This window comes from Collinsella sp. TF07-1 (assembly GCF_003437235.1).
Classification (GTDB): domain Bacteria; phylum Actinomycetota; class Coriobacteriia; order Coriobacteriales; family Coriobacteriaceae; genus Collinsella.
In genome coordinates, this window is sequence record NZ_QSRV01000006.1 from 90,833 (window position 1) to 114,287 (window position 23,455).

Sequence of the window (23,455 nt, forward strand, 5' to 3'; positions counted from 1 at the left end):
TCTCATATTTATCTCTCATCTTTCTGTTATCTCTCGTATTAGAGACGAATGAGATATGAGAGATGTGCGGGCGGCGGATGAGCGTGGATTTTGGACGGTCGGGAAATGAGGGTGGATATTTGGACGGTTTTTGGGCGTTTTGAGGCTGATTCCGTCCGAAAATCCACTCTCATTCGATAGGCGTCCAAGTTTCCACGCTCGTGCGGTGAACGCGCGGGGCCTTTGTCCAATCCGCTGGCATCGTCTTCAGTTCGTCGCAGAGCCGCGGCCCCATATGGGTATACTCTCGGGGATTCGACTCGATTCGCCCCCGCTGGGGCGTCAAAGGAGACTGCATATGCCCACCACCTCAACCGACCCGCGCGCCGCAGCCGCCGCGCTGCTGGCACCCGGCACCACCTGCCACGGCTTTGCCGTCGAGCGTTGCGAGACCGTGCCCGAGCTCGACTCGGACGCCTACGTGCTGCGCCACACCGCCTCGGGCGCTCGCCTGCTGTACCTGGCGTGCGACGACGAAAACAAAGCCTTTGCCATTGGCTTTAAGACGCCGCCGGCCGACTCCACCGGCGTGTTCCATATTCTTGAGCACTCGGTGCTGTGCGGATCGGCTAAGTTTCCCGTCAAGGAGCCGTTTGTCGACCTGATCAAGAGCTCCATGCAGACGTTCCTCAACGCCATGACCTACCCCGACAAGACCATCTACCCCGTTGCCACCACCAACGAGCAAGATCTGTACAACCTGATGGACGTGTACCTGGACGCGGTGTTCAACCCGGCCATCTATACCAAACCCACCATTTTTGAGCAGGAGGGCTGGCACTACGAGTTGGACCTGCCGGAGGGCGCCGAGGGCGAGGGCGATGGCAGCGCCGCGAGCCTGCACGAGGGCACGCTGCGCTATAACGGCGTGGTGTTCAACGAGATGAAGGGTGCGCTGTCCGACCCCATGAGCGTGCTGGACGACGCCGTCAACGCCGCGCTCTATCCCGACACCGCCTATGCGCATGAGAGCGGCGGCGATCCGCGCGCGATTCCCACGCTCACCTACGAGCAGTTCCTGGACACGCACGCGCGCCACTACAATCCTTCCAACTCCTACATCACGCTCTACGGCGACCTGGACGTGGACCGCGCGTTGGCCTTTTTGGACGAGCGCTATCTGTCGCAGCCGAGTGCCGCGAGCTGCCGCATGGACGCAGCCGTTGCCGCCGGCGAGGACCCGTCCATGCTGGCGCCCAATCCGCTGGTCGTGCAGGCACCCGTGACCTGCGAGTACAAACGCATCGAGATGTCCACCACACCCGAGAACGCCTTGGTGGGCCTGGGCCTTGTGCTGGGCAGCGCGCTCGACCGCAAGCGTACGATCGCGGCGGATATCCTGTTTGAGGCGCTGCTGGGTTCTAACGAGGCGCCAGTTAAGAAGGCCATTCTGGCCGCCGGCCTGGGCGGCAACGTGGTGAGCTATACCGCGGCCGAGAGCCTGCAGCCCTACGAGCTCATCATGCTGCAAAACGCGCAGCCCGGCGTGGCGCGCGAGCTGCGTCGCGTGTTCCAGGACGCCTGCCGCGACCTGTGCGAGCACGGCGTTCCGCGCGAGCGCCTGGAAGCTATCATCAGTAGCAACGAATACGACCTGCGCCAGCGCGACTACGGTATCGCTGACGGCGTGGCCATTGCGTGCGACGCGCTGAGCACCTGGCTCTACGATGACGATGCTGCAACGCTGGCGCTCAAGTACGGTCCGGTGTACGAGGAACTGCGCGGCGAGCTGGACGGCAGCTATTTTGAGGACCTGCTGCGCGAGCTGGTGCTGCAGAACGATCACATGGCGCTGGTCGAGCTGGTACCGGTGGATGCCGCCGAGGGTTCGGAGGGCGCCGGAGCCGCCGAGCTGGCAGCCAAACGCGACGCCATGACCGATGCCGAGCTGGCCGACGTGGTCGAGCGCACGGCCGCGCTGCGTGCCGCGCAGGAGGCGGAGGACACGCCCGAGGCCAAGGCCACGCTGCCGCGCCTGCGCGTGTCCGACATTGGCGAGGCGCGCCCCGAACCGCCGCTGGTCGTGGACACGACCGCGCCCATCGTCTGTCTGCGCCACGACATCCCTACCAACCGCCTGGCCTACGCCATGCAGTATTTCGACCTGAGCTGCGTCGCGTTTGAGGACCTGCCCTATGTGACGCTGCTCTGCCGCCTGCTTAAGCAGCTGCCCACGCGCGAGCATTCGGCCGAGGAACTCGACAACCTGCTCGCCGGCAAGCTGGGCTTTTTGAGCTTTACGACCGAGGTCATGACCCAGCCCGACGTGGACGGCGTGCGCCCCTATCTGCTGGTGAGCGCCGGAGCCCTATCCGAGAAGATCGATGCGCTGGCGAGCCTGCCGCGCGAGGTGTGGTCGAGCACGCTATTGCTCGACGCCGACGCCGACCGCGTGCGCGACGTGCTCACGCAGATTCGCATTGGACTTGAGCAGGGCTTTATCAACAACGGTCACTCGGCGGCGCTCGGTCGCGCGATGAGCTACAGCTCGCCTTCGGCCGTGGTGCGCGAGCAGCTTTCGGGCGTGGACTTCTATCTGTTCTTGCGCGATCTGCTCGACCACTTTGACGAGCGACTGGATGACCTGCGCGCCAAGCTCACCGAGCTGGCAGACCGCATCTTTGTGGCCGACGGCTGCCTGGCGAGCTTTACCGGCAGCGATGAGGACTTTAACGCGTACTGGGCCGCCGCGGGCGACCTGGGGCTGGACGCTGGCGATGGCGCCGGCCGCGACGCGCTCGTGGTGCCGGCGCCGTGCGACCGCCACGAGGCTTTCGTGATCCCCAGCGACATCTGCTTTGCCGCGCGTGCGTGCGATCCACGTCGCCTGGGCATTGACGTGACAGGCGCTTGGGCCGTAGCTGCCAACGCGCTCTCCTACGACTACCTGTGGAACGAGATCCGCGTGAAGGCTGGTGCGTACGGTTGCGGATTCCGCGCAGCCGGCGAGCGTCAGGCGGCGTTCTACACCTACCGCGACCCGGCAATCGATCCTTCGATTGAGCGCGTGGAGCGCGCGGGTGCATGGCTTGGCAGCTTTGAGCCCGACGAAGCCGCCTTTGAGGGCTTTATCGTGAGCTGCGTGAGCGGCATGGACGCGCCGGTGAAGCCGTACGCGCTCACCAAGCGCCGCAACACGACCTACCTGGCCGGACTCGATCCGCATGCGCGCGAGAAGCGCCGCGCCCAGATGCTCGCCGCCACGCCCGCTGAGCTGCGCTCGCTCGGCGCCGACGTGACGCGCATCGCAGCCGAATCGCCAACCTGCGTCTTTGGCGGCCGCGACGTCATCGCCAAGAGCAACGCCGGCTTTACCGTCATCGACCTGCTGGGCTAACGCACAAAGGTAGATTTTTGGGACATGCCTAAAAATCTACCTTTTTCTTTTGCCGCAGTCTGCCGGTTTGTCTCGATCTGTAACAGTTAGACAGGAATATGGGCTCCAAACGTTACAGATCGAGACAGTTCTGGGCGACACCGGCCCTTTATCTCAATCTGTAACACCTAGGCCCATTTTTGCCGAGTAACTGTTACAGATTTAGACAAACTGCCGCGAAAGCTCCTCTTCAGCCCAAACCACCACAAAGGGGACAGGCACCTTTGTGGTGGTTCGAACACTTGTTCCATACGTACATGTGTTCTATAGTATGATTGATTGCATCGGACTTAAATTGCAACTAGAATGTAGTTGCAGAATGTGAGGCGGGATGACTCGAGCCGATAAACTCATCGCCCAACTGTTTAGCTGCCCCTCGACGTATCGGTATGCCGATTTTTTAAAAGTCATGGCCTTATATGGCTTTGAAATGGACAGCAAGGGCAAGACATCCGGATCGCGCGTTCGCTTTTACAGGCCATCAGATGGCAGGATGTTCGTGATGCACGCACCCCATCCATCTGACGAATTGACAGCGGGGACCATTCGAAACATCGTTCGATTTCTGCAGGATGTCGGAGGCATTCATGAGTAACGTTTTGGCATACAAGGGCTATTTCGCCCCAGTCGAGTTCGATGCCGAGCAGCGCGTGCTAACAGGTATGGTCGCCGGCATTAGGGACGCAATCGTATTTGAAGGCTCCACGGCTGAAGAAGTGGAGCAATGCTTCCACGACGCCGTCGACGATTACCTTGAGTTTTGCGCCGAGAAGGGCAAAGAGCCCGAGCGGGCTTTTAAGGGCTCGTTCAACGTAAGAACGGGCTCTGAGCTCCACAAACAGGCGGCGCTGGCAGCGGCAAAGAAGGGCGAGTCACTCAATAAGTTTGTGACTGAAGCGATCGCTGCGGCGTTGTAGCGTTATCGCATAGGCACAAACCACCACGAAGGAGGCAGTGAACTGCACCCTCGTGGTGGTTTTGACGTTTGCCCAGATAAAACCTGCCAAAATAAACCTGTCCCTTTTTGGTAGGTTTGGGAGAGGAGGCTGGGATGGATAAGGCTGAGTTGCGGCGGGCGGTGATTGCTCGGCGCGATGCGATTGATTTGGATGTTCGGGCGGCAAAGTCTACTGTCATTTGCGCGCGGCTTGTTGAGTTGCTGGGCAGCTCGGGTGCCGCGGCACCGCACACCGTTGCCGTCTATGCCGCGATGGGTTCCGAAGTCGACCCAGCCGCGTTTGCCGCAGCTGCCGCCAAACGCGGCTGGCGCGTGGCCTATCCGTGCATGCTCTCGGCAATTGATGCCGCAGCTCGTGGCCAGCGCATGTGCATGCGGACAGTCGCTGTCGACGATGCGTCCGCGGCTCCGTTTATCGCCCACCCCACGCGGGCCTTCGCGGCCATGGACATCGACAGCGACCACTTCCCTATCGTGTCTGCAGAGGCCCTCGACATGGCCATCGTGCCACTCGTAGCCTTCGACCGCGCCGGCGAGCGCCTGGGCTACGGCGGCGGCTGCTACGACCGCTACCTGCCCATGCTCTCGCCCGCATGTCAAATCATCGGCATCGCCTTTGACGAACAGCGTGTCGACCACGTTCCCACCGACGCCCACGACCTGCCGCTACCCCACATCATCAGCGCCTAATCGCCGCCACGTCAGCCACGGCTACAGCAGTACCACCGCAGTCTAGTGCTCCTCGCCGGCGCGGGCCAGGTCGTAGGGCGTGGTCTGGTAGACGTAGTAGTTGAGCCAGTTGGTGTAGAGCAGCTGAGCTTGGCTGCGCCAGACGTTGCGCGGCTCGGCGGTGGGGTCGTCGCCCGGGAAGTAATGTGCCGGCACATCAGGATCAAGCCCGCGCTTCACGTCGCGCTCGTACTCCAGACGCAGCGTGTCGGTATCGTATTCGGGATGGCCAAAGACAAAGAAGCGGCGACTGTCGGTCGACTTGACGATATACAGGCCCACCTCGTCGGACACTGCCACGACCTCGAGCTGCGGCTCGGCCTCCACGTCCTCGCGGCGCACATCGGTATTGCGCGAATGCACGGCATAGAAACGGTCGTCAAAGCCGCGGACCAGCGGGCTCTGCGGCTTCACCAGATAATGCTCGAACACGCCGCTCGCCTTTGCCGGCAGGTCGTACTTCTGAATACCGTAATGATGGTAGAGCCCCGCCTGCGCGCCCCAGCAAATGTGCAGCGTAGAGTGCACATGCGTGGTGGACCAGTCCATGATCTGGCAGAGCTCGGGCCAGTAGTCGACCTCTTCGAACGGCATCTGCTCCACCGGCGCGCCTGTGATGATCAAGCCGTCGTAGTGAATGTCGCGGATGTCGTCGAACGTGCGGTAGAACGTCTCCAGGTGGCCGGCGCTCACGTGCGTGGCCTCGTGCGTTTTGGTGCGCAGCAGGTCCACCTCCACCTGTAGCGGCGTGTTGGAGAGCTTGCGCATGATCTGCGTCTCGGTGGCGATTTTGGTGGGCATGAGGTTGAGGATGAGCACGCGCAGCGGACGGATGTCCTGATGCAGCGCGCGGTACTCGGTCATGACAAAGATGTTCTCGCTCTCGAGCTGCGCGGCGGCAGGGAGGGCGTCGGGGATGCGAATGGGCATGGATGCTCCTTACGAGTCAGTTGCAGCTATGGTACAACGAGCGACCCCATCCGCGCGAGCACATCGCCCAGCGATGCCGTCAGCGGCCCGAATCACTCCAAAAATAGAGATTAAGGCATGTCCCAAAAAATCTACGGCGCTTTAGCCTAGCAAAGTGGCAGCAGGACGCTACAATGGTTCGACGCGAAAAACTCGGCCGAAAGGATGCATATATGTACCAGACGCGTAAGATCGGTGTGGTCGGCCAGGGCCACGTAGGAGCACATGTTGCCAACAGTCTGCTCATGCAGGGCATTGCCGATGAGCTGTACCTGTGCGATATCAACGAGGCCAAGGTGACGTCCGAGGTCCAGGACCTGCGCGACTCCCTTTCGTTTGTCCCGTACAACACCAAGATCGTCAACTGCTACGACCACTACGAGGAGCTAGCCTGCTGCGACGTCATCGTCAACGCCGCCGGCAAGGTCGCGCTGGCCGCTGGCAACCGCGACGGCGAGCTGTTCTTTACCACCGACGCCGCCCGCACCTTTGCCAAGCGCATCGTCGACGCCGGCTTTGACGGTATCTTCGTGAGCATCTCCAACCCCTGCGACGTCGTGTGCACCGAGCTGTGGCACCTGACCGGCTACGATCCCAAGAAGATTATCGGCTCGGGCTGCGGTCTGGCCCCCGCCCGCCTGCGCACCGAGATCTCCAAGAAGGTCGGCGTGAGCCCCAAGTCCATCGACGCCTACATGATCGGCGAGCACGGCTTTAGCCAGCTGGCTGCCTTTAAGGCTGCGACCATCGCCGGCAAGAGCCTCAACGAGCTCCAGGCCGAGAACCCCGACAAGTACGCCTTTGACCACATGGAGGTCGAGGAGCTCGCGCGCAAGGGCGGCTATGTGACCTACCAGGGCAAGCAGTGCACCGAGTACGCCGTCGCCAACTCCGCCGCGCGCATCTGTGCCGCCGTGCTGCACAACGAGCACGCCGTGCTTTCCGCCTCCACGCTCATGACCGGCCAATATGGCGAGGAGGGCATCTTCACCTCCCTGCCGTGCGTGATCGGCGCCGAGGGCGTCGAGGAGGTCTACACGCTGGACCTGTCCGAGTACGAGCTCGAGGGCTTCCACAAGAGCTGCCAGCACATCCGCGACAATATCGCCCAGCTCGACTGGTGGGACGCCGAGGCATACGACGCGAAGTAGGCCGCCTGTTGACGCGACAACTCGCTAATACGGACGCAATGTAAAGCGGGCTGCGCCGGAAATCCCCGGCGCGGCCCGCTTTTTTGACTCACGTAGTGCCCTTGCGAATCGAAGGTGAATACTTTTCCCGGTACCTAGTACTGCTCGATGCCCATGTAGCGACGAACCTCGGGGCTGTGGTCGAACACCTTGCCGCGAGCGGCGCGCAGCTCGCGGCTCATCGCGTAGAAGAAGATCGGCTCTAGGAACGAACGCACGCTGGCGGGCACCTCACCCACGCCGTACTCGAGCGCATCGAGCACCATGACCGTATCGGTATGCGTGTTGAGGAATGCGAGCGCCCGCTCCTCCATGGGGCGACACTCGCCCGATCCGAGCTGTACAAAGTAGAACACGCCGGGCTCGGTGGCTTCGAACGGGCCGTGGAAGTACTCGCCGGAGTGGATGTAGCAGCAGTGCTGCCACTGCATCTCCATGAGCGAGCAGATGGCCATGGCGTAGGTCTGGCTAAAGTTGGGGCCGGATCCCAGGATGTAGAAGAACTCGTGCTGCTGGCAGAGCTCGGCAAAGCGATCGCCCAGCTCGGCATTAACCTTCTCGCGGGCAGCGGGCAACAGCGCATCCATCTGCTTAAGGCCGGCGTACATATCGGCGAGCGCCTCGTAACCCTCCTGCTGGTGGAGCAGTTCGGCGGCGATCAGAGCGCCGATGCCCTGCGGCACCTCGGCCTGCGACACGCCCTCGCCCCAAGGGTAGACCCAGGGGGTCCACTTGCCGTTATCAATCTTGGAGCCCTCGCAGTCTGTCATGGCCACGACCTCGGCGCCGGCTGCCAGCGCCATCTCGCAACCGTCGACGACCTCCTGCGTATTGCCGCTGTGGCTGCAGGCGATGACGAGTGACTTCGGCCCTAGGCTCTTGGGGGCCATCAGGCAAAACTCGCGCGCTGTGTAGACCGTCGAAGTAAACGTGGTGGCCTCGCGCTTGAGCAGTTCGTTAGCCGGCATGAGGTCGATCATCGAACCGCCGCAGGCGATCCAAAAGACATTCTCGACCTTGCCCTTGCGCTCGATGATTTCCTGAATCAGATCGTGTGCGTTCACGGTGACGCTCCTCCTTGTGTGGCGGCTTTGGACGACGGCAGCTCGTACCTGCAGTCGTTCTATGTTGTTCTATTTATAGCATGCAAGCAGGTGCCCGTGAAGTCATTTCAGCAAATTTGTTCTATGTTGTTCTATCTATGGACGTTAGATGTCGAACACGTAGCGCGAGCCCACGATCTTTTGGCGCCCGAGCAGCAGGGGCCGCCCGTCCGCATCGGTAAAGTACGCCTCCATATAGAAGAGCGGCTCGCCGACCGGCACCTCCAGCAGCGGGGCCGCCTGGGCATCCGCCAGCGCAATCTCCACGGTGCAGGGGTCGGACTTGAGCGGCGCGCGGCCCGAATGCTCGGCAACGAGTGCAAAGATCGAGTTATCGGCAAGGTCCTCGTCGGCAAGCGTCTGCAGGTAGGGATGGTCGGCCAGCACAAAAGAGTTGTTCTCGAGCATGACGGGCACGCCATCTGCCGTGCGCACGCGCTCGACTACGATGAGCTCGCAGCCGGGCTCCACGCCAAAGAACGCCGCGTCCTCGCGCGTCGCCGCGACCACCGTGCGCGACACCAGGCGCGCTCCGGCAACCATGTCGTTGGCAGCGCAACCCTCGGAAAAGCTCTGAACGTCACCCTTCTGGCGAATCTTGCGCTTGAGCTTGGGAGCGCACACAAAAGTGCCCCTCCCCTGTTGGCGGTTGAGATACCCCGCGCGCGACAGCTCCTCGATGGCGCGGCGCACGGTGATGCGCCCCACGCCGTAAGACTTCGCGAGCTCCATCTCGGAAGGAATGCGCGAGCCGGCCGCATACACGCCGCGCGCGATCTCGCCCTTCAGGTCGTCCATGACCTGCTGGTACAGTGGTACGGCGGATACGCCAGCGCGGTCGGTTTTATCGTCGGTTGCCATCGTTACGCTCCATCCCGCGCATGCTCGGACTCAAACTCTTCAATCGCCGCCATAAACTGCTCGCCAAAGGCGTCGGCCTTTTTCTCGCCGATGCCGTTGACCTGGATAAGCTCGTCGCGCGTCTGCGGGCGCAGGCGGCACAGGCCGCGCAGGGCCTTGTCGGAGAAGACCATATACGGCGCCATCTCGAGCTCGGTCGAGATTTCCTTGCGCAGGGCGCGCAGGCGCTCGAACAGCTCGGCATCGTCGCCCACGCGCGGGCGCTGATCCAGCTCGGCCTCCTCGCGCAGCAGATCCACCGCACGGCGGGCGCGGGCCGAGGCCTTGCGCTTGGACGCGCGACGCTTAACGGTAAAGGCGAACGCCTCGTTCTCGACCTCGCCGGCACGCGGGCCCAGCCCCACGACCGGGTACTGCCCCTGCGAGGTGGCCAAATAACCGCGGCCGCACAGCTGGCCGATGATATCCTTGATGCGCCCGACCGATTCGCTCGACAGCTCACCGTAGCCGCGGTCCTCGTCCAGATGCATCTGGCGAATGCGCTCGGTGTTGCCGCCGTGGAGCACATCGGCGACCAGCGATTTGCCAAAGCGCATGGGACGCGTGGCCACATAGCGCACGGCGGCGCGGGCCATATCGGTGACGTCCTCGACCTCGAACTTCGTGAGGCAGTTGCTGCAGTTGCCGCAGCCCTCGGCGTCGTCCGTGGCGGTGCTGCCCGCACCAGCCGCGGCAGCATGCTCGGCCGCGGCCTCGTCGCCAAAGTAGCGCAGCATGTATTCGCGCAGGCAGCCGGTGGTATTGCAGTAGCCCTCCATCTGGCTGAGCAGGCGATATCGATTCTGGAGCGCCCACGCGCGCTGCTCGTCGTCGAGCGCCTCATCGGCAGCATCGCCGCGGTCGATCAAAAAGCGACGCATGCGAAAATCGTTACCGTTCCACAGCAGATGGCAGCTGGCCGGGTCGCCATCGCGGCCGGCTCGACCCGCCTCTTGGTAGTATGCCTCGATGCTCTCGGGCACGTTGTTGTGAATCACGTAGCGCACGTTGGGCTTGTCGATGCCCATGCCAAAGGCGTTGGTGGCAACCATCACCTGGATATCGTCGTCGATAAAGGCACGCTGGCTTTGGCGGCGGGCGTCGTTACCCATGCCGGCATGGTAGCGGCCAACGCGAATGCCGCTGGGTCCCAGCGCCTCGGCAAGCTCGCCTGCCAGCGCATCGACCGTCTTGCGGGTGGAGCAATACACGATGCCGCTCTCGCTCGAATGCGCGATCACGTAGTCGCGCACCCAGGCAGTCTTGGCCTTGTCGCCCATCTCCTCGCAACCAAAGTAGAGGTTCTTGCGATCGAAGCCCGTCACCACCGTCGCGGGGTTTTGCAAGCCGAGCATCTGCTGAATGTCCGCACGCACGCGCTCGGTCGCCGTAGCGGTAAAGGCAGCCACGATGGGGCGCTGCGGCAGCGAATCGATAAACTCGCGAATCTGCAGGTAAGCGGGGCGAAAATCCTGGCCCCATTGGCTCACGCAGTGGGCCTCGTCAATGGCCACGAGCGGCACGCCGATGCCGCCGTCCGCCGCGGCCTCCTGCGCAAAGGCTAAAAAGCGCGGCTCGAGCAGGCGCTCGGGCGCCACGTACATAAGCTGGTAGCGGCCCTCGCGCGCCCGCTTGAGCACGGTGTTTTGCTGGGCCGGAGTAAGGCTGGAGTTGAGATAGCTGGGCCGCGCACCCGCCGCGAGCAATGCGCGGGTCTGATCCTCCATAAGCGACAGCAGCGGACTCACCACAAAGGTGATGCCGGGCAGCATGAGCGCGGGCACCTGGTAGCAAATGGACTTGCCGGCGCCTGTGGGCATAACACCCAGCGCATCGCGACCGGCAAGGATCGCATCGACCATGCGGTCCTGTCCCGGGCGAAACGAGGTGTAGCCAAAATAGGCGCCGAGCGTGTCGAGCGCCATCTGCTGCATGCTATCGGTCATGGTTTCCTAACGTCCAAGTCATCTGCCGCCGATTATACGCCGCCACGCGGACCGCTGCCGTACGGCTGTCAGCCACGCTCATTCTGCGGGTAGTCATTGGGGACGTTCTTGAATGACTAGTCGTTTAAGAACGTCCCCAACGGCTAAGCTCTTGACAGGCGTGGAAACGTCTCAGGTTGAGCATAAGTCAGCGAAAACGCCCCTAAGCGAGCAAGGTGACGTGAAAGAGGAGGGAAGCGTACTTCGGTACGCGACCGACGATTGAACGTCAGATTGCCGCTTAGGGGCGTTTGCAGCGTCGACCGGTCCGCCGTTCGCTAGAACGGCGGAACCAAGGGCGCAGCGTCGGCCCGTTACGCGGTTTGGTAAAACCGCGTAACTTACATGACCATAACGTAGCGCGATCCCACGTAGTACTGCTTACCCATCAGGACCGGCTCGCCATTGGGGCCGATAAAGCCGGCACGCAGGTTGAGCAGCGGATCGTGCGGAGCAATGCCCAGCTCAGCCGCCTGCTCGGCATTGGCGCGAACGGCCTCGACCGTGCGGTAGCCAACCGAGACAATCGGCGTTCCGCCAACACGCTCGACCTCGGCAAAAATCGACTTGTCCTCAAGATCGGCCGTCAACAGCTCACGGTAGGCGTCAAACGGCACAAAGATGTTCTCCTCAAAGATGGGCTCACCGTCGGCCGTACGCACGCGCTTGATATGCAGCAGCAGCGCATCCTTCTGCAGGCCAAAGAACTCCATCTCGTTTTGGCGCGCCGGAACAATCTGACGATCGATCACATGTGCGCCCGCCTTCATGCCGTTGTCGGCACACAGCGCGGTAAACGTCTGCAGCGTCGAGGCGTGAAACTGGCGATTGATGTGCGGCGTGGAAACAAAGGTGCCGCGGCCCTGCTGCTTAACCAGGTAGCCATCGGAGCACAACTCCTCGACGGCGCGGCGCACCGTAATTCGGCTCACCTCGTACTGCTCGGCTAGCTCGAGCTCGGACGGAATACGCTCCTTGGGTGCATAAACACCTTTCTCGATCGCATCCTTGATTTCGTCGTAAATCTGCTGGTAAAGCGGTGCATTTTTGGGCGCAGGCATATCTAATCACTCTTATCGAAATATTAAAATAACTAATACGTATATAACGTCTTTTTATATGTTACCTCAGTTGGATAAAACGATACACCACATACAGCAAAACCTTACTTGCCGTCGTCCTGTTGCAGACTGTCCTGCTCGCTGAGGCGCGCCTGCCTGCTGGCCATGCGTGCGGGCTTGTCGGGATCGGGAACGGCCGTGGGCATGGGCTCGTCGACATGACCACCCCACCAGCCGCCCACAAAGCTGAGCGTGTGGAACACGTTGATCACGGCACCGGGATCAATGTCGCACACTAGCTTGATAATGTCCTGGCTCTCGTAGGTCGAGACAACGGTGTGCAGCAGGTACATCTTTTCACGGCTGTATCCGCCGATGACCTCGGCGCAGCTAATACCATGCTGAAAATGGTCAACATAGGCGGTCATGACCTCGTCTGCCTTGCGCGTTGTGATCTGCAGCGTCACACGGTCGTAGCGATGATAGAAGCTGTCGATGGTCTTGGTCGAAATAAACTGGAACACTATGGAGTACGCCGCGTTATCCCAGCCAAACATAAAGCCAAAGATCGCCAGGATAAAGCAGTTGAAACCAAAGATGACACCCCAGATGGTCTTACCCGTGTGGTTGGAGACCCACAGCGCGATAAAGTCGGTGCCGCCGGTAGATGCGCCGGACTTAAGCGCGATGGCAGCGCCCAGACCCGAGACCACGCCGCCAAAAATGATTAGCATGATCTTGTCGCCCAAAAACGGCGCGAAGTGAAAGACGTTGAGGAACAGCGACGAGAGCACGACCTGCGTCATCGAGAAGATGACGAAACGCTTGCTAATGCCGCTCCAGCATAGGAGCGCCACGGGGATGTTGAGCGCGAGCATACCGAGCGAGATGTCGATGTGAACGCCACCGAGCGAGGTAACGCGATCGAGCAGGACCGCGACGCCGGTAAGGCCGCTCGGAAGCAGGTCGGCGGGTTGAATGAACGCCTGGATCAGGAATGTCTGGAGAACGGCAGAAATGGTGACCGCCACGGCAGTAATGGCGCGGCGAACGATGGTGAGGCGGCCGAGCACGAGCACGCGGTCCGTGAGCTGATCGATGGCGTTCGCCACGTAGGCTCCTTTCGAAGGCAGATGTAGTTGTGGGGCGTGGCCGCGATTGTAGCATGGAGCATGCGGGGGCGCTTCAATTCACCCTCTCTCGACAACCAAAGCGGGACCAGCAACCCCACGACCAAAGGCCCAAATTACAAGTGAGTAGACTTTACGCGATCTGCAGAGCACACCCAAAACCGCCACCCCTGTGACCTGCGGTTTTACTAGAGCAGATGCGCTTTGTGCTCGTCCTGCACCAAAAAGTCTACTCACTTAGTCCGAATCGAAGCCAAACGGATCCAAATAGATGACAAATTAAGCCAATCCGCAGCAAATGACGCGTGAACCAGTGCTTCTCGCGGTGGATTGACACTACAGAGCGGCCAAAATGTCGCTCAGGTTGTCGATGACGACGTCGGCGGCGGACTGGTCCAGGTTGACGCCCTCATGCGGACGCAGTGCCAGGACGCGGGCGCCGGAGCGCTTGCCGGCCTCGATGCCCAACGGCGAGTCCTCGATAACCAGACACTCGGACGGCTCAACATCCAGCGCCTTCATGGCACGCAGGTAGATCTCGGGGTCGGGCTTAAACGCACTGCACTCGTGACCGCTGATGGTGTAGTCCAGCACGTCGGCGATACCGGCAATCTCAACCAGCTCGTCAATGAGCTCACGATAGGACGAGCTTGCGATGGCGCACTTCACGCCGCGCTCGTGCAGCTCGCGCATCACCGGCTCCGTCTGCTCGTTGAGCAGCTCGGCATACGGAACGGGGTGAACCGGGCTGTAGACCTGCTTGTACTCCACGCGCAGGCGCTCGCGCAGCTCAATATCGTCGGGCACCAGCGACTTCCAAATGGCAGGCTCGTTAGACCCCGAAAGATCGGGGATCTCGTCAAAGTGGAACCCCTTCTCCTCCATAAACGCCACGCGGCGACGGTTATAGAACCACTCGGTATCGACCAGCACGCCGTCCATATCAAACAGCACTGCCTTGATCATACGCATCTCCTCCCACCTGCCAAAAAGGGACAGGTTTATTTTGGTAGGTTTTATCTGGTGTTTTGCGACGCGACAGACACGCCCTCCCCAAAGCAAAAAAGGGGACGGGGCAAAACCCCATCCCCTCTCAATCAACCCGTAAGGTCTACTTACTTGTGATTAGTAGGAAAGCTTCCACATGTAGCGACGCATGGTCAGCGGGTGCTGACGGGCCTCGGCGATCTGGTTGCCGTACTCGCGCATAACGGCGAGGTGCAGCAGCGGGTTGAAGTAGGTGACGACGCTTGCCGGCACGGCGTCGGCCAGACCGTAGTCCTTGGAGTCGATCAGAGCGACCTTGGCGCCCATGCGCTTAAGGAAGGTGAGGGCGCGGGCGTCCATCGGACGGGTGGCACCATCGGACATGAAGAAGACGTAGGGCTTACCCTCGGTGGAAACCTCGAACGGGCCGTGGAAGTACTCGCCGGTGTTGTAGGCGGCGGCGTCGATCCACTGCATCTCGGTGAACAGGAAGGCGGCGTGAGAATAAGCCATCTTCTCGGAGGCACCAGAGGCCATGAAGTAGATCATCTTGTCGTCCTTGAAGTCCTGGGCGAACTGCTTGGCGAGGCCCTTGGCGGACTGAGCGGCGTTCTCGCAGAGCTCGAAGACGTTGGTGAGGCCGGTGATCATGTCCTCGTAGTGGTCATAGCCCTCGGTCTGCTGAAGGATCTCGAGAGCAAGAGCGATGGCGTAGCCGGGCTTCTCGCACTTGGCAGCGTAGTTGGCATGGAAGCCGTGAACGATGACGTGGTCGGCGTCGACGGTCAGAGCGGAGCCGGCCTTGTTGGTGAGGGAGACGACCGGGCAGTTGTGCTTCTTGGCGGTCTTGTTGGCCTCGACGGTCTCGGGCGTGGAGCCACCGAGGGAGCAGGTGATCACGAAGGTGTGCTCGTTGACCCAGGAAGGCGTGTCGTAGTTGAACTCGTTAGCGGTGAAAATCTGAACGTTCAGCTTGTCCGTGTTGTTGGCCAGGAAGTACTTGGCAGGGTAAAGGTCGGACATGGAAGCACCGCAGCCGACGAAGGCGACGCTGTGGATCTCGTGGTTGGACAGGACGTCAGCGACGATCTGCTTAGGGAGGTTAAGGTCGATCTCGTACATCTGACACATTCCTTTCGATTTTTTGCGGCGCCACATTGCCGGGCGCTCGCAGGGTTACCGTGGTTTGGACCGAGTCGCCGGCCCGTTGAGGATGTGTCAAAGGAACTGTCCCTTTGACACATCTAGGGATGGAAGCCTGCCTGGGGTATGGGATGCCAGGCAGGCCCCCGGGGGAAAGCGGTTAGGCGCTTGGTCGCGACTAGGCCAGGATGCCGGCCGCGGAGAGGGCGATGCCGCCCACGATGGCGATCACGAGAAGCCAACCGGTGTTGACGTTCTTCTTGATGAGCCAGTACATAAGGCCAGTGAGGCCAAGGGAGATCATCTGGGGCATCATACCGTCCAGGATGTCCTGGATAACGACGGTGCCCTCAGCGAACTGCAGCGGGGTGGTGGCGCCGATCAGCGTAGCGATCATGCCGCCCACGGACATAAGACCTACGATGCCGCAGACATACATGAGCTTTTCCATGAGGTCGCCGCCCTGAAGCTTGCTCAGGCACTCGTGGCCGCCCTGATAGCCCATCTTGGCTGCGAACCAAGTGATCAGCACAGAGGGGACGATGGAGATGAGCATGGCCAGGATCGGGCCCATGATGGAGCCCTGCTGAGCCAGCTGAACGCCCAGGCCAAAGGCGATAACGCGGATGGTGCCCTGGAAGAGGGAGTCACCGATGCCGGAAAGCGGACCCATGAGGGAGGTCTTGACCGCGTTGATCGAATCGGGATCGAAGTTCTCGGGATCCTTGGCGTACTCCTCCTCCATGGAGGCGGCGAGACCTAGGACAAAAGCGCTCGTCTGCGGGGTGCAGTTGTAGAACGCCATGTGACGGTGGTAAGCCTCTTTCTTAGCAGCGAGCTGCTTGGGGTCGGACTCGTCCGGATAGAGGCGGTCGAGCGTAGGAACCATGCCGTAGAGGAAGCCCATGTTCATCTGACGCTCGTAGTTCCAAGAGGCCTGGATGGCCCAGGAGCGCCAGAAGAACTGGCTGACCTTCTTGTTCAGGGACACGTCCTTGGTTGCGGTTGCCATAGTGTGTTCCTCCTTAGTCTTCGTCGTCTTCGAGCGGATCGTAGTCGGAATCGACACCGGCGGTTGCATGGGAGCCATTGAACTTGAAGCCCATGAAGACGATAGCCAGGCACACACCGATCAGAGCGACCGCGATGACGGACAGGTTGAGGTAGGCGGCGAGCAGGAAACCGATGAACAGGAACGGGGTCATACCCTTCTTGATCATCATGGTGAGCAGCAGAGCCAGACCGTAGGCGGTCATGATCTTGGTCGAAACGTTCAGACCAACGGACAGCCACTCGGGAACCATGTTGACGATGGCCTGAACCAGGTCGGTGCCAACAAAGACGGCCAGGAAGATCGGCAGGAAGTACATGATGGCGTACAGACCGGAGCCGGCGCAGATGTGCATACGGTAGGCGGTCTTGAAGTTACCGTTATCGATCGCGCTATCGGCCACATGGGTGAGGGCGGCGATGATGGAACGGAACACGATGCCGAGGAGCTGACCCAGGACGGCGACCGGGATGGCGATCGTCATGGCGGTCTCAGCAGAAGCATCGGTCAGGCACGCGAAGGCAGCTGCCACGATGCCGCCCAGGACCATATCGGGCGGAACGGCGGCGCCGACCTGCACCAGGCCCATGGACACGAGCTCGACGGCGGCACCGACGGCAAGGCCGGTGGGCACATCGCCCAGCAGCAGACCGACGAGCGTAGCGCCAACGAGGGGCTGCTCGAAGTTAAGACGACCGAGCAGGCGGGAGTCCCACATGCAGAACACGCCGACGAGGCCGACGAGCACCGCACTGATGAACGTATTCATACCCTTCTCCTTTCAGTCAGGCAAAAGCCTGGTTGATTACAGCTTGGCGTCGATGTCGACGCTCTGATACGTAGGGGTCTGCTGGACGTAGAGCTTGATGCCCATGTCGAGCAGCTGGTTGACGTCGGCCTTCTGGGTGGCGTCGAAGAAGACGGAGCTGTCCTTGCCGCCGACCTGTTCGGCACCGTCGTGGTTGGCGGTGGCGCCCAGGTTGATGGCGTCGAGCTTGTAGCCCTGGCAGAACTGCAGCATCTCGGCAGTGTTGCCAAAGACGAACATGACGCGCTCGCCGAGGGTGTTGAGCTTGTCCATCTTGGCGAGGGCACGCTCGACGGTGAAGACGTTCAGGCGCACGCCCTGGGGCTTGGCCAGCTTAAGAGCGCCCTTCTTGATGTCATCGTTGGCGGCAGCGTTGTCGACGACGATGATGCGCTCGGCCTGGACCTTGGTGGTCCAGGTAAAGACGACCTGGCCGTGCAGCAGACGGTAGTCAAGACGCGCGAGGACAATCTTGGCGGGACCGGAGCTGTGACGGGACGCCTTGGCCTTCTTGGCGGGAGCCGCGGCGACCTCGACCGGTGCGTTGGGGTTGGTCAGACCGGTGCGGGCCTCGTTGATGAGGGCCGCGAGCTCGGCGCCCTTGACGGGGACGGGGCTCATAGCGAGCGTGAGCGCCAGCGGGATGTTGAAACCGCTGACAACCGTGAACTTCGTGCCGTTCTTGGAAAGCTCGACCATGCTGTTGTTGACCGAGCTGCCGAGCATATCGGTCAGCACATAGACGGTGTCGTCCGCGTTGAACGTGGCGATCATGGCGTCCACCTTATTGGTGATGGGCTCCTTGTCGTCACGAGCAAGCGACACGACGTGGACGTTCGACACGTCGCCGAGAACCATCTCGAGCGTGTCTTTGGCGCCTGCGGCCAGGCCGCCATGAGATGCGAGAATGATCTGATTCATCTTGCCTCCTCCTTTTCGTTATGGTCATTATAACGTCTTATACGTTGCGGATATTGCTAATTAGTATAAAGACCGTTCGCGGGTGAAAATCGACCGTTGACGGGTTTAACGTACTTGAAACGTTGGGGCTGGGCAGGCCGGCACTGGCGGGATAACCCCAAGTCGGACCCTGCGCGCAATCCCCTATCGCACGAAGTACCAGGGGCTTTCCTGCACGGTGGGCTCCAGCGCGATGCCGGTGCGTTCCTTAAACAGATCCATGTCCTGCGTTTTCTCCGTCCACCACGCGTTGGGCTTAAAGGTCATGCTCTCAGCGACATGACCGACAAATACACTGTTGCGCAGCTTGGAGAAGTCGGTGTTCATAATCAGGATGGACGCGAGCACCAGCACAATGCCCAGGACCTTGATTGCGCCGGCGGACTCGGCATAGATGCCAATACCGACCAGAACGGTCGCCACGGTTTCGAACGAAGCCACGACCGGCACCTTCGACGTCTCGAGGTCCATAGAGAGGCCCTGCATATAGAAGATGTACGCAAGAGCCGTCGGAATAAAGCCAAAGCCCGCGAACAGCAGAATGAGCTGCGGGGACATTGCCGCGGCTACATCGGACCACGGAGCAGAAAGCACAGCCATAAAGCATCCGCCAAAGACAAAGCCCCAAAACGTCACCGCCAGCGGATGCAGCGTCTTGGTGGCCATGCGGCTAAACACAGCCAGCAACGCACCGCAAAGTCCGGCGATCACACCCGACGCGACGCCCCAAGTCGAGAAATGGAAACCGGACAGGTCCCCGCTCGTCACCGCGAGCACGCAACCCACAATGTTAAAGATGATGGCGACGAGCTTGTTGGGGGTCACGCCCTCGCGATAAAGCACGCGGCCGAGCATGACGCCAAACACCGGCGAGGTATAGAGCAGCACCGAGGCCGTGGACATGCCCACCTCACCCATGCACTCGTAATAGCAGGTGTTGGCGACGGCCAAACCGACGATACCGACAAGTGCGCAGGGGACGAGCTCTTTAGGACTTGCCTTGAACAGCGCCATGGGACCCGAGGCTTTTCCCTCACGAGCACCTCCCTGGCAACCCATGAATACCAAAACCGGAGCCATCAAGACGGCACCCGACAACAGGCGAAAGGCCGCCATGCTCTGAGACGAAACGCCCAGGGCGGATATTCCGTTAACAAAGATGCCGATGGTTCCCCACATGAGGGCGGCGATCAGCACCAACGCATAGCCCATATTGCTTCTCTTCAACGCAGCCTCCTTGGTTCTGTTTCCAATATGTTTCATGCTACGTTATAGTCGTTATATACATTTATCAAGACTGAAATCGGCGAACGGGAAAACTCTTGACACAGGGAGTGTCGCAGGTGCCGGCAGAAAGGGAACGTCCCCAAGTGCCGCTCTAGCAGTTGCGGTGAAATAGTTCTCAAACAGAGGCTTCACGCTCCCAAACAGGAACTATTCCACCGCAACTCATGAGGGGTATTGGGCTGTTAGGCCGCTCTATCCCTTAGTAATCCAGCTTCCACATGTAACGGCGCGTCATGTAATCCTTGTGGGTGACGGCGGAGAGCGCACGCATGTAGACGTTGTTGAGGATCGGGGCAAAGATCAGGTGGTTGAAGTACTCGCTCACGCTGTCCTTGATGTCGTTGAGGCCGAGCTCCTTGGCGTCGAGCTGATAGACGCGCTCGCCACCGTACTGGTTGACGAAGCGGATGCCGCGCTCGTCATTGCAGCGGCTGCGGCCGACGCTGATGAGCTGGAACAGCGAGGTGCGCTTGTCCAGAATCTCGAAGGGGCCGTGGAAGAAGTCGCAGGTGTTGATGGTGCAGGAGTCGATCTGCAGCATCTCCTGCACGTTGCAGATGCTAAAGACGTAGGCGGCACCAAAGAGCGGCCCCTGGGCCATGACGTTGATGCAGGGCTTGTCGGCGTTCTGCTCGGCCCACTTAGCAGCGAGCGGACGGGTGTACTCGACGGCCTTGCGATAGATGGGGTCGACCAAGTCGAACGCGGCCATAGCGGTCTCGTACTCGGCATAGCCCTCGGTCTGCTGCGTGAGCTCCATGGCGATCATGGTCACGACGGCGGAGTTGGTGCGGCCCATGCAAGACTCGTCAACGGCCAAGCTGTCGTACTGGATCTTGTAGTCGCAGACCTCGGTGAGGCCGGACTCGTCAACATAGATGGCGATGGTGCTGGCGCCGTGGTCCTTGGCGACCTGGGCGGCGACGATGGTCTCCTTGGTGCCGCGCATGGACACGACGACGGCCAGGGTGTTCTCGTTGACGTAGGCCGGGGTGGCGTGCACAAACTCGTTGCTGGTGTAGCTGGAGCTCACGACCTGCGTGGCCTCGTGCTCCATAAAGTACTGGGCAGGATAGTTACCACCGTTAGATCCGCCGGCGCCGATCCACACAACGCGCTTGATGCCGCCCTTGTCTGCCTTGTCAGCCAAAACCTGGGAGACGACATCCTTAACCTGTTCCTGAGTAGTCATCGTGCATCAGCCTTTCTTCTCGTTTGATGCTCTTGATGGCATACAAGTTACATACATGTTTTGGTTATGTCGACTAGTTGTATGCTATATTTGTCTTAGATATTTTGCTGGTAAAGTTTTCGGCAATCTATTACCAGCGGTTTTGTTGTCATGTTGGATACATGCTTGGTTCGGTAAGCATATAAGTTAGATACAGGTTATTCGCATGAGCACTTCGTCAAAAAAGAACTTGGCCCAATACGAGCGTCTGGCGGGTACGCTGCGTGACCGCATCGCCGCCGGCACCTACGCACGCGGAGACAAGCTGCCGTCCGAGATGGAGCTCATGGACGAATCGGGGCTGTCGCGCAGCACCGTGCGCCACGCGCTTAAGGTGTTAGTTGACGAGGGCCTGGTGCGCACCGAGCGCGGACGTGGCACCTTTGTGGCCGACACGCCCGCGCTCCACGAGAACAACCTGGTGTTTTCGAGCTATACCAAGCAGGTCGAAGGCCGGGGCATGAAGCCCACCACGCGCACGGTGGACTCGGGCTTTGCCAAAGCAATGGGCAGCGTGGCCAAGTTCTTTGACGCTACCGTGGGCAGCAAGCTTGTCAAACTTGTCCGCCTGCGTTACCTGGACGATGCGCCACTGTGCCTGGAGACCACCTATCTACCACCGAGCTTTGAAGCACTCATCGATCGCGATATCAACGGTTCGCTCTACGCCACGCTGCGCCAAGAATTCCATCGCGCGCCGGCACAGGGGCATAAGACCTTTGAGGTGTGCTACGCCTCGCAAAACGAGGCGTTTTTGCTCAACGTTGAGCGCGGGCAGGCACTGATCCTTATCACTGACTACGTCTACGACACCGACGGCCGCCCGCTGCACATCTCCAAGCGCATCCAACGCACCGACCGCGCCAAATACACCGAGCCCATCGGCTAGCGCGCCAAACCAGGCAAAATGCACCTAATATACGTTTTACCTGCGGTTTTTATAAAATCTCAAACCAGCATGGCGCAAATGCCAGCATCGCCTGGCAACGCACGCCGTCCAAGCTCAACTGTTCCTGTCCAGAATATCCAGCACCGTAAACCTAAGTGAGTAGACTTTTCGCGATCTGCCGAGCACACCCAAAACAGCCATCTCTGTGACCTGCGGTTTTAGTAAGGCAGATGCGCTTTGTGCTCGCCCTGCGCCAAAAAGTCTACTCACTTAGCTCGCAAGGCGTCCCGAGGGGACGATTCAGGTCAAAATAGCATACGAACGCCGTGCTTCTTGCGGCGATTTGATGCCACAAGACAGCCAAAAACCTGCCAAAAAGGGACAGGTCTAGTTTGGTCGGTTTTATCTGGAGCTTTGCTGCATCCGCAGGTCAATCGCCTTGGTCATACACACCCAAAACAAAAGCCGCCGCGAAGGTATCCGCATCCTTCGCAGCGGCTTGCAACGTTTGCCCAGATAAAACCTGCCAAAATAAACCTGTCCCTAAATGGCAGGTTTGGGGAGGTCGGGGAACCAGGTTGGCTTGGGTTGGTTGGGTATGCGCTCGGCTAGGACCAGCTCCATCCAACACATGTCGTACCAGCGACCGAACTTTTGAGCGCAACGGTCGAAGGCACCCACCAGGCGATACCCCATATGGGCATGGAAATCCTGGCTGTTGTGCGTCAGGTACTCGTCGTCCTTATCGTGCGGCACGGCAATGAGCGCGCACATGTTGGTGATGCCCATCGCGACCAGGCATTGCTTGAGCGCATCGTGCAGCTTGCGGCCCAGCCCGCCGTGGCGCACGTCGCGCGCCAGGTAGATCGACGTCTCGACCGACCAGTCGTAGGCCTCGCGGCTGTTAAGCGGACTCACATAGGCATAGCCTACCGGACGCCCGTCCAGCTCCATCACCAGGTACGGATAGCGCTTGAGCGTGCGCTCGATGCGCCCGGCGAACTCCTCAACGCTCGGCACCTCGTATTCGCAGGTTATCGCCGTCTCGCGCACATACGGCTCGTAAATGGCAAGCAACGCCGGCGCATCATCGGGCGTCGCCAGGCGAATCGTCGGCTTGGACATCTCGGTCATACAACCCTTCTCCCTCAAAAACAAAGGCCGCCTTGCGCCAAACCCAGCGCAAGGCGGCCCCTCGTCATTACATCAGGCTACAGGACAGCCGCCAACGCGTCGATGTCCTCCTGCGTCGTGGCCCAGCTGGTGCAAAAGCGCACCACCGTGTGGGTCTCGTCGTACTTTTCCCAATACTCGATCGAGGCATGCTCGCGAATGCGGGCCATGTCCTCGTTGGGCAAAATCACAAACTGCTGGTTGGTGGGCGTCTCCAAGAAGAACTGGTAACCGCGCCCGTGCAACACACGACGCAGCGCCTGCGCGGTCTCGATCGCCTGGCGACCGATCTCAAAATACAGGCCGTCGGTAAAGAGCGCCTCAAACTGCACACCCGTCAGGCGGCCTTTGGCGAGCAGTGCGCCATGCTGCTTAATACGCGGAATGGGATGCGCCGGAGCGTGCATGCCGCAAAACACCACGGCCTCGCCGCACAGAGCGCCGCACTTGGTGCCACCGATGTAGAACACGTCGCACAGCTGCGCC

General features: G+C 60.5%; 20 protein-coding genes and 1 pseudogene. 6 read left to right on the top strand and 15 right to left on the bottom strand.

Going from position 1 to position 23,455, the window contains the following annotated elements; translation table 11 throughout:
• Positions 1 to 337: 337 nt before the first annotated feature.
• From DXC67_RS03825 to DXC67_RS03840, 4 genes are all read left to right on the top strand, one after another.
• Complete coding sequence (locus DXC67_RS03825) at positions 338 to 3,376, top strand: insulinase family protein (RefSeq protein ID WP_117637421.1); 3,039 nt, start codon at positions 338 to 340, stop codon at positions 3,374 to 3,376.
• Between the two features lie 370 nt (positions 3,377 to 3,746).
• Complete coding sequence (locus DXC67_RS10800) at positions 3,747 to 4,010, top strand: type II toxin-antitoxin system HicA family toxin (RefSeq protein ID WP_117637422.1); 264 nt, start codon at positions 3,747 to 3,749, stop codon at positions 4,008 to 4,010.
• On the top strand, positions 4,003 to 4,332 hold the full coding sequence (locus DXC67_RS03835; RefSeq protein WP_117634371.1) for a type II toxin-antitoxin system HicB family antitoxin: 330 nt from the start codon (positions 4,003 to 4,005) through the stop codon (positions 4,330 to 4,332). The genes DXC67_RS10800 and DXC67_RS03835 overlap by 8 nt, the downstream gene beginning before the upstream one ends.
• A gap of 134 nt (positions 4,333 to 4,466) precedes the next feature.
• Positions 4,467 to 5,063: a 5-formyltetrahydrofolate cyclo-ligase gene (locus DXC67_RS03840; protein ID WP_117637423.1), complete on the top strand. Its 597-nt coding sequence runs from the start codon at positions 4,467 to 4,469 to the stop codon at positions 5,061 to 5,063.
• Positions 5,064 to 5,105: 42 nt separating this feature from the next.
• Here the strand turns inward: DXC67_RS03840 and metA are convergent, their stop codons facing one another.
• Positions 5,106 to 6,032, bottom strand: coding sequence for a homoserine O-succinyltransferase (metA, locus tag DXC67_RS03845; RefSeq protein ID WP_117637424.1), 927 nt, complete (start codon positions 6,030 to 6,032; stop codon positions 5,106 to 5,108).
• A 212-nt stretch (positions 6,033 to 6,244) separates the two neighbouring features.
• On the opposite strand from metA, the gene DXC67_RS03850 reads away from it, so the two are divergent.
• Entirely contained in the window at positions 6,245 to 7,222 is a 978-nt protein-coding gene (locus tag DXC67_RS03850; protein WP_117637425.1) for an L-lactate dehydrogenase, read from the top strand.
• Positions 7,223 to 7,356: 134 nt separating this feature from the next.
• Here DXC67_RS03850 and DXC67_RS03855 read toward each other — a convergent pair whose 3' ends face one another.
• The 12 genes from DXC67_RS03855 to DXC67_RS03910 form a co-directional block, all read right to left on the bottom strand.
• Entirely contained in the window at positions 7,357 to 8,325 is a 969-nt protein-coding gene (locus DXC67_RS03855; protein ID WP_117637426.1) for an SIS domain-containing protein, read from the bottom strand.
• Between the two features lie 144 nt (positions 8,326 to 8,469).
• Entirely contained in the window at positions 8,470 to 9,225 is a 756-nt protein-coding gene (locus tag DXC67_RS03860) for a GntR family transcriptional regulator (RefSeq protein WP_117583848.1), read from the bottom strand.
• 2 nt (positions 9,226 to 9,227) lie between these two features.
• Positions 9,228 to 11,210: an ATP-dependent DNA helicase RecQ gene (locus DXC67_RS03865; RefSeq protein ID WP_117637427.1), complete on the bottom strand. Its 1,983-nt coding sequence runs from the start codon at positions 11,208 to 11,210 to the stop codon at positions 9,228 to 9,230.
• A 380-nt stretch (positions 11,211 to 11,590) separates the two neighbouring features.
• Entirely contained in the window at positions 11,591 to 12,310 is a 720-nt protein-coding gene (locus tag DXC67_RS03870) for a GntR family transcriptional regulator (RefSeq protein WP_117637428.1), read from the bottom strand.
• 104 nt (positions 12,311 to 12,414) lie between these two features.
• Entirely contained in the window at positions 12,415 to 13,422 is a 1,008-nt protein-coding gene (locus tag DXC67_RS03875; protein WP_117637429.1) for a YitT family protein, read from the bottom strand.
• 354 nt (positions 13,423 to 13,776) lie between these two features.
• Entirely contained in the window at positions 13,777 to 14,406 is a 630-nt protein-coding gene (locus tag DXC67_RS03880) for an HAD family phosphatase (protein WP_158551279.1), read from the bottom strand.
• A 159-nt stretch (positions 14,407 to 14,565) separates the two neighbouring features.
• Positions 14,566 to 15,549: an SIS domain-containing protein gene (locus tag DXC67_RS03885; protein WP_233503150.1), complete on the bottom strand. Its 984-nt coding sequence runs from the start codon at positions 15,547 to 15,549 to the stop codon at positions 14,566 to 14,568.
• A gap of 199 nt (positions 15,550 to 15,748) precedes the next feature.
• Positions 15,749 to 16,582 carry a PTS system mannose/fructose/sorbose family transporter subunit IID gene (locus DXC67_RS03890; RefSeq protein WP_117637432.1) on the bottom strand — a complete coding sequence of 278 codons (834 nt, stop codon included), beginning with the start codon at positions 16,580 to 16,582 and terminating at the stop codon, positions 15,749 to 15,751.
• Positions 16,583 to 16,595: 13 nt separating this feature from the next.
• The gene (locus tag DXC67_RS03895) at positions 16,596 to 17,390 is read right to left on the bottom strand and encodes a PTS sugar transporter subunit IIC (protein ID WP_117634395.1); all 795 of its coding nucleotides are present in this window, start codon (positions 17,388 to 17,390) and stop codon (positions 16,596 to 16,598) included.
• 36 nt (positions 17,391 to 17,426) lie between these two features.
• Entirely contained in the window at positions 17,427 to 18,350 is a 924-nt protein-coding gene (locus DXC67_RS03900) for a PTS mannose/fructose/sorbose transporter subunit IIAB (RefSeq protein WP_117637433.1), read from the bottom strand.
• 183 nt (positions 18,351 to 18,533) lie between these two features.
• Positions 18,534 to 19,616 (bottom strand): DMT family transporter, encoded by a 1,083-nt coding sequence (locus DXC67_RS03905; protein WP_158551280.1) that lies wholly within the window; start codon positions 19,614 to 19,616, stop codon positions 18,534 to 18,536.
• A gap of 259 nt (positions 19,617 to 19,875) precedes the next feature.
• On the bottom strand, positions 19,876 to 20,868 hold the full coding sequence (locus DXC67_RS03910; protein ID WP_006235139.1) for an SIS domain-containing protein: 993 nt from the start codon (positions 20,866 to 20,868) through the stop codon (positions 19,876 to 19,878).
• Positions 20,869 to 21,073: 205 nt separating this feature from the next.
• Between DXC67_RS03910 and DXC67_RS03915 the strand changes: the two genes are divergently transcribed.
• Complete coding sequence (locus DXC67_RS03915; RefSeq protein WP_117637435.1) at positions 21,074 to 21,796, top strand: GntR family transcriptional regulator; 723 nt, start codon at positions 21,074 to 21,076, stop codon at positions 21,794 to 21,796.
• 543 nt (positions 21,797 to 22,339) lie between these two features.
• On the opposite strand, the gene DXC67_RS03920 is transcribed toward DXC67_RS03915, so the two are convergent.
• Entirely contained in the window at positions 22,340 to 22,930 is a 591-nt protein-coding gene (locus DXC67_RS03920) for a GNAT family N-acetyltransferase (protein WP_117637436.1), read from the bottom strand.
• A 77-nt stretch (positions 22,931 to 23,007) separates the two neighbouring features.
• A pseudogene (locus tag DXC67_RS03925) lies at positions 23,008 to 23,455 on the bottom strand (low specificity L-threonine aldolase); the annotation flags it as partial.